This is a genomic window from Streptomyces pathocidini, from assembly GCF_001418495.1.
GTDB classification, from domain to species: domain Bacteria; phylum Actinomycetota; class Actinomycetes; order Streptomycetales; family Streptomycetaceae; genus Streptomyces; species Streptomyces pathocidini.
Genome location: NZ_LIQY01000174.1, coordinates 1 through 12365, shown reverse-complemented (window position 1 = coordinate 12365; position 12365 = coordinate 1). Strand labels below are relative to the sequence as shown.

13 protein-coding genes are annotated in these 12365 nt (G+C 71.0%); 9 read left to right on the top strand and 4 right to left on the bottom strand.

The genetic code is table 11. The features are described from left to right. From AOK16_RS10565 to AOK16_RS10555, 3 genes are all read right to left on the bottom strand, one after another. A partial coding sequence (locus tag AOK16_RS10565; RefSeq protein WP_169790881.1) for an NADH-quinone oxidoreductase subunit C occupies positions 1 to 638 on the bottom strand: 638 nt, incomplete at its 3' end. A 263-nt stretch (positions 639 to 901) separates the two neighbouring features. Further along, on the bottom strand, positions 902 to 1552 hold the full coding sequence (locus tag AOK16_RS10560; RefSeq protein ID WP_055471994.1) for an NADH-quinone oxidoreductase subunit B: 651 nt from the start codon (positions 1550 to 1552) through the stop codon (positions 902 to 904). Next, positions 1543 to 1959 (bottom strand): NADH-quinone oxidoreductase subunit A, encoded by a 417-nt coding sequence (locus AOK16_RS10555; RefSeq protein ID WP_107098313.1) that lies wholly within the window; start codon positions 1957 to 1959, stop codon positions 1543 to 1545. Before AOK16_RS10555 ends, AOK16_RS10560 begins: the two co-directional genes overlap by 10 nt. A gap of 203 nt (positions 1960 to 2162) precedes the next feature. Between AOK16_RS10555 and AOK16_RS10550 the strand changes: the two genes are divergently transcribed. The 6 genes from AOK16_RS10550 (at position 2163) to AOK16_RS10525 (ending at position 9676) form a co-directional block, all read left to right on the top strand. Then, a complete protein-coding gene (locus AOK16_RS10550) occupies positions 2163 to 3353 on the top strand; it encodes a sensor histidine kinase (RefSeq protein ID WP_055471992.1) in 1191 nt (396 codons plus the stop codon). A gap of 149 nt (positions 3354 to 3502) precedes the next feature. Further along, positions 3503 to 4822, top strand: coding sequence for a sensor histidine kinase (locus AOK16_RS10545; protein WP_055471991.1), 1320 nt, complete (start codon positions 3503 to 3505; stop codon positions 4820 to 4822). Between the two features lie 168 nt (positions 4823 to 4990). Continuing rightward, positions 4991 to 5662 (top strand): response regulator transcription factor, encoded by a 672-nt coding sequence (locus AOK16_RS10540; RefSeq protein WP_055471990.1) that lies wholly within the window; start codon positions 4991 to 4993, stop codon positions 5660 to 5662. Between the two features lie 225 nt (positions 5663 to 5887). Beyond that, positions 5888 to 7864 carry a 2-oxoacid:acceptor oxidoreductase subunit alpha gene (locus tag AOK16_RS10535; protein WP_055471989.1) on the top strand — a complete coding sequence of 659 codons (1977 nt, stop codon included), beginning with the start codon at positions 5888 to 5890 and terminating at the stop codon, positions 7862 to 7864. Continuing rightward, positions 7857 to 8906 carry a 2-oxoacid:ferredoxin oxidoreductase subunit beta gene (locus AOK16_RS10530; protein ID WP_055471988.1) on the top strand — a complete coding sequence of 350 codons (1050 nt, stop codon included), beginning with the start codon at positions 7857 to 7859 and terminating at the stop codon, positions 8904 to 8906. The genes AOK16_RS10535 and AOK16_RS10530 overlap by 8 nt, the downstream gene beginning before the upstream one ends. Positions 8907 to 8908: 2 nt before the next feature. Continuing rightward, positions 8909 to 9676, top strand: coding sequence for a GntR family transcriptional regulator (locus tag AOK16_RS10525; protein ID WP_055471987.1), 768 nt, complete (start codon positions 8909 to 8911; stop codon positions 9674 to 9676). 184 nt (positions 9677 to 9860) lie between these two features. On the opposite strand, the gene AOK16_RS10520 is transcribed toward AOK16_RS10525, so the two are convergent. Next, a complete protein-coding gene (locus AOK16_RS10520; protein WP_157859169.1) occupies positions 9861 to 10094 on the bottom strand; it encodes a hypothetical protein in 234 nt (77 codons plus the stop codon). Between the two features lie 176 nt (positions 10095 to 10270). On the opposite strand from AOK16_RS10520, the gene AOK16_RS28150 reads away from it, so the two are divergent. The 3 genes from AOK16_RS28150 to AOK16_RS10510 all read left to right on the top strand — a co-directional run bounded on the left by AOK16_RS28150 (position 10271) and on the right by AOK16_RS10510 (position 12191). Beyond that, entirely contained in the window at positions 10271 to 10882 is a 612-nt protein-coding gene (locus AOK16_RS28150; protein WP_240483507.1) for a helix-turn-helix domain-containing protein, read from the top strand. Between the two features lie 90 nt (positions 10883 to 10972). Next, complete coding sequence (locus AOK16_RS28145) at positions 10973 to 11437, top strand: NsdA family TPR-like regulatory protein (RefSeq protein WP_240483506.1); 465 nt, start codon at positions 10973 to 10975, stop codon at positions 11435 to 11437. 22 nt (positions 11438 to 11459) lie between these two features. After that, complete coding sequence (locus AOK16_RS10510) at positions 11460 to 12191, top strand: 5-formyltetrahydrofolate cyclo-ligase (protein WP_276202490.1); 732 nt, start codon at positions 11460 to 11462, stop codon at positions 12189 to 12191. The last annotated feature ends 174 nt before the right edge of the window (positions 12192 to 12365 follow it).

Genomic DNA, 12365 nt, shown 5'->3' with positions numbered 1-12365 from the left:
CCAGCCCCGGCCCGCCCGGCGCGCGCCGGGCGGGCCGGGGCTGGAGGCAACTGGCCCTTGAGAGGGCCCCATTCGTTCGGGTCGGGCACGCCCGGCGGCAGCATCTGCCGCCGCCTGGGCCCGCCGCCCGCGGCGCCGCCATGGGCGGCGGCGGACTCCCCCGGCTCCTTGGCACCGGGCCAGGCCTTGGCGACCCGCGCCGCGAGGACGAAGTCCTTGCGCAGCGGGTGCCCTTCGAAGCTCTCGGGGAGGAGCAGCGGTACGAGGTGGGGGTGGCCGGTGAAGTCGATGCCGAACATCTCGTACGTCTCGCGCTCGTGCCAGGCCGCGCCCGCGTACACGCCGGTCGCAGTGGGCAGGGCGGGCGCCTCGTGCGGCACGGTCGTGCGAACGAGCAGGCGGCGCGGGGCCAGACCGGGCGTGAGGGCGGCGACGTGCGCAGCGACGCGGAAGCCCTCGCCCGGCTCGTCGACCGCGCTCAGCCAGTCGAAATACGTGCAGGCCAGGGTGGTCCTGGCGGTCTCCAGCGCGGAGATCCAGCCCGCGGCCGGCACGTCGACGGTCAGGAGCCCGTACGCCTCCTCGGCCCGCGCCCCCTCCTCGAACAGCTCCTCGGCGCTCCGCGGCAGCCAGCCCACGGGCGGCTGCGGCGCGGCGGGAGTCCGCGGGCCACAGGCCGACGCCTCGGCGTCCGCCGCCCCGCCGCCAGTGGTCTCGGATCCACTGGCGGCGGTCTCCACCTCACGGCCGGCATCCGCCGCCCCATCGCCAGTGGTCTCCGTCCCGCCGCCGGAGGCCTCCGCCGCGGCGGGCGGCACCTGCGGCGGCTGCCGCTCGTCCGCGCGTGCGGGTTCGGCCGGGCCGCCCGTCCCGTCCGGCTGCCTGGGTGACGTCGAGTCGGTCACCGGCCGTCCTCCTCCCGCGTCCGACTGTCCGCGTCGGCGGAGGCCGGTCCCCGCACCAGGCCGCTCCGCAGGGCGGCGGTCGAAGGCCGGCCCTTCGCGGCGCCGTCGCCGCCCGAGGCGTAGCGCTCGCGCAGGGACTCGCGGGCGATCTTCTCCTGGAGCTTGAGGATCCCCTGGAGCAGCGCCTCGGGCCGGGGCGGGCAGCCGGGCACGTAGACGTCGACGGGGATGATCTGGTCGACGCCCTTGGTGACGGAGTACGAGTCCCAGTACGGGCCGCCGCAGTTGGAGCAGGCGCCGAAGGAGATCACGTACTTCGGCTCCGGCATCTGCTCGTAGAGCCGCTTGACCGCGGGGGCCATCTTGTCCGTGACCGTGCCGGAGACGATCATCAGGTCCGCCTGGCGGGGGCCGGGCGCGAAGGGGATCACGCCGAGGCGGATGAAGTCGTGGCGCGCCATGGAGGCCGCGATGAACTCGATCGCGCAGCAGGCGAGGCCGAAGTTGAAGACCCAGAGGCTGTAGCGGCGGCCCCAGTTGAGGACCACCTTCATGGGCTCGGGCGCGAGGCGGGCCAGCGCGCCGAGCCTGCGCGACTCCAGGGGCAGCGGCTCCGGGAGCATCTGGGGTGCGGGTGTCACGTCCATGCGAGGACGCCCTTCTTCCAGGCGTAGAGCAGACCCACGGCGAGGAAGCCGAGGAAGACGAACATCTCCACCAGCGTCGCTCCGCCGTAGCCGGGGGCGGCGAAGACGGTCGCCCAGGGGAAGAGGAAGATCGAGTCCACCGCGAAGATCACGTACAGGAAGGCGTAGACGTAGTAGCGGACCTGGGTGTGCGCCCAGCCCTCTCCGACCGGGTCCACCCCGCACTCGTACGTCAGCAGCTTCTCCGGCGTGGGCACGACGGGCCGCAGCAGCCGGCCGGCGCCGAACGCGACGGCCACGAAGAGCAGGCCGACGAGGGCGAGCAGGCCGACGACCGAGTAGCTCTCGAAGTAGTCCGCGCTCCGGTCCGCCGCCAGCAGGGCCGGCGCCGGTGCTGTCCCGTGCAGGTCCGCCACGTCCGCCCCTCGCTCCCTGGCCGCTCCCTGGCCGGCTGGTTCTGCCTGTACGGACGGGAAGTCTAGGCCCTGCCACTGACAGCGTGAGCAGCTGTCTCCCGTCCTCGCCGCACGGCCGTGGTGGGGTTATCCCTACCTCGTCCCACCTAACCACCCCATGGCGGCCGGTGACCCGGCCCGGCAGTCTGGCTCGTATGACCGAGAGCACCCCATCCCACGACGCCGGCGCCCGCGACCGGGAGGAGCCGCTGCCCCCGGCCGGCCTGGCCTTCGGCACGCAGACCTGGAAGGAGATCGCGTATCTCCTCGCCAACCTGCCGCTGGCGGTCCTCGGGTTCGTCTACGTCAGCGTGTGGCTGTACACGGGCGCGGGCCTGGCCGTGACCGTGATCGGCCTGCCGCTGCTGGCCGGGGGCCTGATGGGGGCGCGGCTGCTCGGCCGGTGGGAGCGCGCGCGGGCGCGCGCCCTGCTGCGGGTGCGGGTCGAGGAGCCGAGCCCGATCCGGCACAGTTCGGGCGCGGGCTTCTTCCCCTGGCTGTGGACGACGCTGAAGGACCCGGTGGGCTGGCGGACGGCGCTGTACTCCTTCATGCGGCTGCCATGGGGCGTCCTCACCTTCGCCGTCACGCTCGTCTCCTTCTTCGTGCTGTGGCCGGTGCTGCCCTGGATCGTCCGGGGGCTGACGAACGCCGACCGGGCGATGGTGCGCGGGCTCCTCTCGCCCTCCGACGAACTGGAGCGGCGGATCGCGGAGTTGGAGACGGACCGGGGCGTGGTCGTGGACACCGCTGCGGCCAACCTGCGCCGTATCGAGCGCGATCTGCACGACGGGGCGCAGGCCCGGCTGGTGGCCCTGGCCATGGACCTCGGCCTGGCCAAGGAGAAGCTCCAGGAGGACCCGGAGGCCGCGGCACGGATGGTGGACGAGGCCCATGGCGAGGTGAAGCTCGCCCTCCAGGAGTTGCGCGACCTGGCCCGCGGCATCCACCCGGCGGTGCTGACCGACCGAGGGCTGGACGCGGCGCTGTCGTCGCTGGCCGCGCGGTGCACCGTGCCGGTCAAGGTCACCGTCGACCTGCCCACCCGACCCGCACCCGCCATCGAAGGCATCGCCTACTTCACCGTCTCCGAGCTCCTCCAGAACATCAGCAAGCACAGCGGGGCGCGCTCCGCGTCGGTGGACCTGTGGCGGGCGGACGACCGACTGCTGATGCAGATACGGGACGACGGGCGGGGCGGCGCGCGGCTGGACGGCGGGAGCGGGCTCGCGGGCCTGGCCGAGCGGCTGACGGCGGTGGACGGCCTGTTCGTCCTGGATTCGCCCGAGGGCGGCCCGACGTCGGTGACAGCCGAACTGCCGTGGCGCGACCGGGCGGACGGCTGAGGGCACAGCCCCCGGATCCAGGGTGGGGGCAGCCCCACCCCAAGACACCGACTGCCTTCATGGTCCGGCGGGCCCCGCTCGAGGAGCCTTGGAATACGGACAGCGGAGGACCGCGCGGACACGCGCAGAACGGGACGGGCGAGGACACCATGGCAACCGCGGACGGACACGGAACGGCGACCCGGCTCCACCGGGTGCCAGCGGCGCTGCGAGCGCCGCTGGAGGGGCGCACCTGGCGGGAGTTCCTCTACCTCCTCCTCAACCTGCCGATCGCGATCGTGATGTTCGTGTACGCGGTGACGATGACCTCGCTCGGCGTAGGCCTGCTGGTCACGTTCCTGGGACTGCCAGTGCTGGCCGGGACGCTGGCCGGCGCCCGCGGCCTCGGCTCGCTGGAGCGCGTACGGGCGCGGGCGCTGCTGGGCCTGGACGTGGCGGCGCCGGAGCCCCTGCGGGTCAGGAAGGGCGGGCTGCTCGGCTGGGTCGGGGCGCTGTTCAAGAGCGGCGTCTCCTGGCGGCACCTGCTCTACTGCGTGCTGCACTTCCCGTGGGCGGTGTTCGCCTTCTGCGTCTCGGTCGTCCTCTGGGTGAACGGCTGGGGGCTGCTGCTCTACCCGACCTACCAGTGGGCGCTGGAGCGGTACACGGACCAGCCCGGGTTCCAACTGTGGGGGGACGGCAACGGCAACTCCTTCTATGTGGACACCCCGTTCGAGATCGCGGTGACCTCCGCCGTCGGCCTGCTGATCGTCCTCGGCACGGCGTGGGTGATCCGGGGTCTGGCGCAGGTGGACCGGCTGCTGGTGTCGGGGCTGCTCGGACCGTCCCGGCTGGCGACGCGGGTCTCGGAGCTGGAGTCGGACCGGGGCGTGGTCGTGGATACCGCTGCGGCCGACCTGCGCCGCATCGAGCGGAACCTGCACGACGGGGCGCAGGCCCGGCTGGTGGCCCTGGCCATGGACCTCGGCCTGGCCAAGGAGAAGCTCCAGGAGGACCCGGAGGCCGCGGCACGGATGGTGGACGAGGCCCACGGCGAGGTGAAGCTCGCCCTCCAGGAGCTGCGCGACCTCGCCCGCGGCATCCACCCGGCGATCCTCACCGACCGAGGCCTCGGCCCCGCCCTGTCAGCACTGGCCGCACGGTGCACCGTCCCGGTCAAGGCCACCGTCGACCTCCCCACCCGACCCGCACCCGCCATCGAAGGCATCGCCTACTTCACCGTCTCCGAGCTCCTCCAGAACATCAGCAAGCACGCGCGGGCGAGCCGGGCGAGCGTCGACGTCTGGCGCGCCGAGGGCAGGATCATGCTCCAGGTCTCCGACGACGGCGTCGGCGGCGCGGACACCGGTACGGGCTCGGGCCTGGCGGGCCTGGCCGACCGGCTGGACTCGGTCGACGGCATCCTCGTCGTGGAGTCCCCCGCGGGCCGGGGCACGACGGTCACGGCAGAGGTGCCCTGGCGGGGCTAGCGCGATGTGCGCTCGTGCGATCCGGGGCCGTGCGATGTGCGCTCGTGCGATCTGGGCTCGCGTGACGTGCGCGGCAGGTTATCCACAGGCTCCGACGCGGTTCTTCCAATCCTGAGATGCTGGTTCGCAGCGGGCAGGGGGCCCGGTGCTAACGGGGGGCTACAGGACATGGAGGACAAGGTGCGGGTGGTCATCGCCGAGGATTCGGTGCTGCTGCGGGAGGGGCTGACTCGGCTGCTGACCGACCGCGGGCACGACGTGGTCGCCGGGGTCGGCGACGCCGAGGGCCTGATCGGGGCCATCGGGGACATGGCTGCGAAGGACGAGCTGCCGGACGTGGTCGTGGCGGACGTGCGGATGCCGCCGACGCACACCGACGAGGGGGTCCGCGCGGCCGTGCGGCTGCGCCGGGACCACCCGGGGCTCGGCGTGCTGGTGCTCTCGCAGTACGTGGAGGAGCAGTACGCGACGGAGCTGATCGCCGGGAACAGCCGGGGCGTGGGCTATCTGCTCAAGGACCGGGTGGCCGACGTGGGCGAGTTCGTGGACGCGGTGGCGCGGGTCGCCGAGGGCGGCACGGCACTGGACCCGGAGGTCGTCGCGCAGCTGCTGGGCCGCAGCCGCAAGCAGGACGTGCTGGCGGCGCTGACCCCGCGGGAGGGGGAGGTGCTGGGGCTGATGGCCGAGGGGCGGACGAACTCGGCGATCGCGCGGCAGCTGGTGGTGAGCGACGGCGCGGTGGAGAAGCACGTCAGCAACATCTTCATGAAGCTGGGCCTGTCCCAGAGTGACGGGGATCACCGCCGCGTACTGGCCGTTCTCACCTACCTCGGCTCCTGAGGAGCTGACACTCTGCCAGCTCAGCAACACCCGCCCGGGAAGTGGGAGATATCAGCATGAAGCACCCCAGGGGTGTCACGGGGCCGCCGCGGAGAGCCATCTTGTAAGCCGTCCACCATGTGACACTTCAAAGGAAGGCGACCCTTACCGACGTAGAGTGGCTGTGCGAGAACCGGTCGGTGCGCCGCCGAGGACCGAGCCGCCCCTCGAAGGAGGTCCAGTTCAGTGACCAGCCAGGTCAGTGCCCAGGCCGAGCAGGCCGAGGGGGCACTCGTCGGGGACCAGCAACGGGGTCCCGGCAAGGAAGTCAGGCGTCTCGACCGGGTGATCATCCGCTTCGCGGGTGACTCCGGCGACGGCATGCAGCTGACGGGCGACCGCTTCACCTCGGAGACGGCCTCCTTCGGCAACGACCTGTCCACACTGCCGAACTTCCCCGCCGAGATCCGCGCCCCCGCCGGCACCCTCCCCGGGGTCTCCTCCTTCCAGCTGCACTTCGCCGACCACGACATCCTCACCCCTGGCGACGCTCCGAACGTGCTGGTGGCGATGAACCCGGCCGCGCTGAAGGCGAACCTGCAGGATGTGCCGCGCGGCGCGGAGATCATCGTCAACACCGACGAGTTCACCAAGCGCGCGATGGCCAAGGTCGGCTACGCGGCCTCGCCGCTGGAAGACGGCTCGCTGGAGGCCTACAGCGTCCACCCGGTGCCGCTGACCACGCTGACCGTCGAGGCACTGAAGGACTTCGAGCTGACCCGGAAGGAGGCCGAGCGCAGCAAGAACATGTTCGCGCTGGGCCTGCTGTCGTGGATGTACCACCGGCCGACCGAGGGCACCGAGACGTTCCTGCGCTCGAAGTTCGCGAAGAAGCCGCATCTGGCCGAGGCGAACGTCGCGGCGTTCCGCGCGGGGTGGAACTTCGGCGAGACGACCGAGGACTTCGCCGTCTCCTACGAGGTGCAGCCCGCCTCGTCCGCCTTCCCGCCCGGCACGTACCGCAACATCTCGGGGAACCTGGCGCTCTCCTACGGTCTTGTGGCCGCGTCCCAGCAGGCGGACCTGCCGCTGTTCCTCGGCTCGTACCCGATCACCCCGGCCTCCGACATCCTCCACGAGCTGTCCCGGCACAAGAACTTCGGCGTGCGGACCTTCCAGGCCGAGGACGAGATCGCGGGCATCGGCGCGGCGCTGGGCGCGGCGTTCGGCGGCGCGCTGGCGGTCACGACGACCTCGGGGCCCGGTGTGGCGCTGAAGTCGGAGACCATCGGGCTCGCGGTCAGCCTCGAACTGCCGCTGCTGATCGTGGACATCCAGCGCGGCGGCCCGTCCACGGGCCTGCCGACCAAGACCGAGCAGGCCGACCTGCTCCAGGCCATGTACGGCCGCAACGGCGAGGCCCCGGTGCCGATCGTGGCGCCGAGGACGCCGGCCGACTGCTTCGACGCGGCGCTGGACGCGGCCCGGATCGCGCTGACCTACCGCACCCCGGTCTTCCTGCTCTCCGACGGCTACCTGGCCAACGGCTCGGAGCCCTGGCGCGTTCCCGACCTGGACGAACTTCCGGATCTGCGCGTGCAGTTCGCGGGCGGCCCGAACCACACCCTCGCCGACGGCACCGAGGTCTTCTGGCCGTACAAGCGAGACCCGCAGACCCTGGCCCGGCCGTGGGCCGTGCCGGGCACGCCGGGCCTGGAGCACCGGATCGGCGGCATCGAGAAGCAGGACGGCACGGGCAACATCTCCTACGACCCGGCCAACCACGACTTCATGGTCCGCACCCGCCAGGCCAAGGTCGACGGCATCGAGGTCCCCGACGTCACGGTCGACGACCCGGGCGCCTCGGACGGCGCAACCGGCCCGGACGGTGGGGCCGGCTCGGACGGTGGGGCCGCCGACACCCTGGTCCTCGGCTGGGGTTCGACGTACGGGCCGATCACCGCCGCCGTACGGCGCATCAGGGGCGCGGGGGGCGCGGTCGCGCAGGCCCATCTGCGCCATCTCAACCCCTTCCCGCGGAACCTCGGCGAGGTGCTCGCGCGTTACGAGAAGGTGGTCGTCCCCGAGATGAACCTCGGCCAGCTCGCCACCCTCCTCCGGGCGGAGTTCCTGGTGGACGTCCACTCGCACACCCAGGTCAGCGGCATGCCGTTCAAGGCCGAAGAGCTCGCACGGGTCCTTAAGGAGGCCATCGATGACTGAGGCGCTCGCGCTGGTGCCGAAGGCCGAAGCCAAGCAGTCCATGAAGGACTTCAAGTCCGATCAGGAAGTGCGCTGGTGCCCCGGCTGCGGTGACTACGCCGTCCTCGCCGCCGTGCAGGGCTTCATGCCCGAACTCGGCCTGGCGAAGGAGAACATCGTCTTCGTCTCGGGCATCGGCTGCTCCTCCCGCTTCCCGTACTACATGAACACCTACGGGATGCACTCCATCCACGGCCGCGCCCCCGCCATCGCCACCGGCCTGGCCGCCAGCAGACGCGACCTGTCGGTCTGGGTCGTCACCGGCGACGGCGACGCGCTGTCGATCGGCGGCAACCACCTCATCCACGCGCTGCGCCGCAACGTCAACCTCAAGATCCTGCTCTTCAACAACCGGATCTACGGCCTGACCAAGGGCCAGTACAGCCCCACCTCCGAGGTCGGCAAGATCACCAAGTCGACCCCGATGGGGTCCCTGGACGCCCCCTTCAACCCCGTCTCGCTGGCGATCGGCGCCGAGGCCTCCTTCGTCGCCCGCACCGTGGACTCCGACCGCAAGCACCTCACGCAGGTGCTGCGCGAGGCCGCCGACCACCCCGGCACGGCGCTGGTGGAGATCTACCAGAACTGCAACATCTTCAACGACGGCGCCTTCGACGCCCTCAAAGACAGAGAGCAGGCCGAGGAGGCGGTGATCCGGCTGGAGCACGGGCAGCCCATCCGCTTTGGCAGGGACAACTCCAAGGGCGTGGTGCGGGATCCGGCCACCGGAGACCTGGAGGTCGTCGCGGTCACGCCGGAGAACGAGCAGCGGGTCCTGGTCCACGACGCGCACACCGCCAGCCCCACCACCGCGTTCGCCCTCTCGCGCCTCGCCGACCCGGACACGCTCCACCACACCCCCATCGGCGTGCTGCGCAGCGTCCGGCGCCCGGTCTACGAGACGCAGATGGCCGACCAGCTCGAGGACGCCGTCGAGCGCCACGGCAAGGGCGACCTCTCCGCGCTCCTGCACGGCAACGACACCTGGACCGTCGTCGGCTGACCGTGGACGATCCGCGCGCTGAAGCGCGTATAGAGATCCCGGCGCGCGCGGGCGTGCCCGAACACGGCCGGGTCCCCAAGTACTACGCGGTGAAGATCCGACTCCTCCCGCTGCTGGAGGAGTTGGGCCCGGGGGCGGCGCTGCCGTCGCAGCGGGAGCTGGCCGACCGGTTCGGCGTCTCCCGGGAGACCCTGCGCCAGGCACTCCACGAGCTGGCGCTCGAAGGGCGGCTGCGCACGGGGCGGGGCAGCCGTACGGTCGTGGCCGGACCCAAGCTCGTACAGCCCTTCGCGCTGGCCAGTTACACCGAGGGGATGCGCGAGGCCGGGGTCAGACCGTCCCGGCTGCTGGTGACGCTGGAGCGGCTGCCCGCGGGCGAGCAGCTCGCGGCCGATCTGCGGATCGGCCACCGGGAGCCGGTCTTCCACCTGGAGCGGCTGCTGCTGGCCGACGGCGAGCGCGTCGGCCTGGAGAGCAGCTACCTCCCCGCCCACCGGCTGCCGGAGACGCTCGACGGGTTCGACCCCGGCCGGTCGCTCTACGCCTTCCTGCGCGAGGAGTTGGGCATCGCGCTCGCCGAGGCGGAGGAGCGCATCGAGACCGTGCTGGCGACCCCGCGCGAGGCCCTGCTCATCGGCACCAACCCGGCACTGCCCATGCTGCTCGTCCACCGCGTCTCGTACGACACGGAGGGCGGGCCGGTGGAGCGGATGCGGGCGCTGTTCCGGGGCGACCGCTTCAGCTTCGAGACCCGGCTCGCCAGCGTGTAACGCCCGCGGATGACGTGACGGGCCGAAGCGCGCCTTCGGGCCGAACCGGCTGGCTGGCGATCTATGCACGGGGGGACAAGCAGCAGCCCCCGCCCGCTGTCGCTCTGGTCGTCTGGAACTTGCGGCTCGGGCAGGGCCACATCGGTGTCCTGTACCTCAACGCGCACCTGCTGACCGGCCAGGCTCAGCGCACAAGAAAGTCGGCCATATCGGATGCGGTGTGAACCAGGGTGTTGGTCGCCAGCTCCGAAATACAGAGCTGGATGTCCTCAACGCGATCAGCGATCCGCCACTCATCGAGGGTGTGCTCAGCGAAAGCCCGCGCCGCGCTGATGGACACCGCATGACGGCTGAACACCTGCTGCCGCAGCAGGGGTTGCCCGAGCCTGCGTGGAGTTGGTGCCATGCCGTTCTCCATCCGGCGTGCGGTTTATGAGGTCGCTGCGCGTTGGACCTCTACCGAACCGCTCCCAAAGGGGGTGAACCAGAGCAGAATTGGCGCACAGATGAGGCATTCATGGGGCATCACTGGGCATGACCTGTGATGGTTCGCCTTCAGACATCACTGCGCAAAGATGCGGGGAGAACTAGTCGATGGCCTTGAAACGGCACGCCCTTGCCAGGCGCCGCAGGGCGGTGGGCCTCACCCAGGAACACCTCGCGGAGGCGCTGCGAGTGGAGCGTTCCACGGTCGCGCGCTGGGAGTCGGGGAAGGCGGAACCGCAGCCGTGGATCAGGCCCCGCCTGGCGCAGGTTCTGGAGGTGACACCCGAGGAATTGAGCAGGCTTCTCGTGGTCGCGCCGGAGGACGCAAGCCCCCTCAGTGAGCGGACGCAGTACGCCATGCGCTACCCATCGCGCGTGGACCTGGCGACGGTCGCCGAATTACGGGACGGGATGCAGTCGCTCGGCGAGCGTTACGACCGGCTGCCCTCGGCAGCGCTGCTGGCACATGCAGGTGAACACGCGAGCCGTGTGGCCTTCCTGGCCGCGGAGGCACCGGCCGGTCGCGTGCAACGGGAGATGCGCGTCCTACAGGCGGACGCCGCGACCTTCATGGGACAACTCGTTTGGGATGCGTCGCAACGGCGTGACCACGCAACGGCACGCTCGTACTACGCGCAGAGCGCCGAGGTGGCTCGCCATCTGCGCGACCCGAGTGCAGAAGGCCATGCACTCCTACGGACCTGCTACGTCGCTCTCTAAGGGTCCAGCGACTACCAGGAAGGGCTCGACCTCGCCCTTCAAGCCGCCCGCACCGCCCGGTACAGCAGTCACGTCCTGACCGGTCTCGCCATGCTCCACGCTGCCGAGGCCCACGCCTACCTTGGTGAAGGACGAGAGTGCGAACGTGCGCTTGTCGGTGCGGAGAGGCACCTAGAGCATGCTCACGGCGCGGATGCCGCTCACGACCTGTTTTCGCCCACGCATCTGGGACGCCTCGCCGGCTCCTGCTACCTCACTCTCGGCAACTACCGCAAAGCCGAACAGTTGCTCACGCAGACCGCGGCCGAGCTCCATGATCGACGCAAATCGCGAGCCATCGTTCTCGGAAACCTCGCACTGGCGTGGATGCGCCACGGGGATCTGGACGCAGCGCTCAACGCGTTCAACGACGCCGTAAACGAACTGCACGGCACCCGCGGAGGTGGTGGGATGAACATCGTCTTCCGAGCCGCCCGGGAGCTGCGCCCCTGGCGGAACGAACCAGCGGTGCAGGAGGCGCAGGACCGGCTGATGGCGCTCATGGAAGCGGCCTGACCACGGCATGAAGGAGCCCGACGTGCGCACAGACGTGGATGATCGGAAACAGCAGGCACGCGAGCGCATGTGGGGCTTGCTCGACGCGGAGGGTGCCGTGCTCGACACGACCGCCCGCGGACGCATCCCGAACTTCAAGGGCTCTGATGCAGCCGCGGACCGGCTCGCAGCGCTGTCGGCATGGCACGGCGCAAGGGTGATCAAGGCCGTACCGGACAAGGCTCAATTGCCCGTGCGCGCACGGGCGTTGTCCGAGGGCAAGACGGTGTTCATGGCGGTACCCCGGCTCGCCGACCCGCGCCCCTTCTACCTGCTCGACCCCGCCGCTCTGCGCGTACCACCACACGAGGCGGCCTCCAGCAAGATCGCGGCGAGCATTGCCCCGCGGGTAGACGTCGACGAACTCCAACCCGTCGACATGGTCGTAGTGGGCAGCGTCGCGGTGAACCGGGCCGGCGTACGGATCGGCAAAGGTGCCGGCTACTCGGATCTGGAGTTCGCGTTCCTGACGGAGGCCGGGCTGATCAGCGATCGGACCGTGATCGTCTCCACGGTCCACTCCCTCCAGGTCGTGGACGACGATCTCCCCACGACGGAACACGACTTCGGGGTGGACCTGATCGTCACCCCCGAGGAAGTCATCCCCTGCCCCTCCCCGCATCGCCCGGCAGGACTGGTCTGGGAGCACCTGGACGCGGCGAAGATCGCCTCCATCCCCTCCCTCGCCGCCCGGGCCCCGAAGAGCAGGGGTTAAGGGACGCGAAATGGCGGCCCCGGTTTCCGCCACGTGCCGGAAACCGGGGCTCTGAATGTCTGGAGCTACAGGAGCGAGGACACCGGGCCCGGACAGGAGTCGGCCGGGCCGGGCGCCGGGTGCGGAGGGGCATACTCCGACCACTGCGCCCCGTCCTCGGCTCCCCACCGTCAC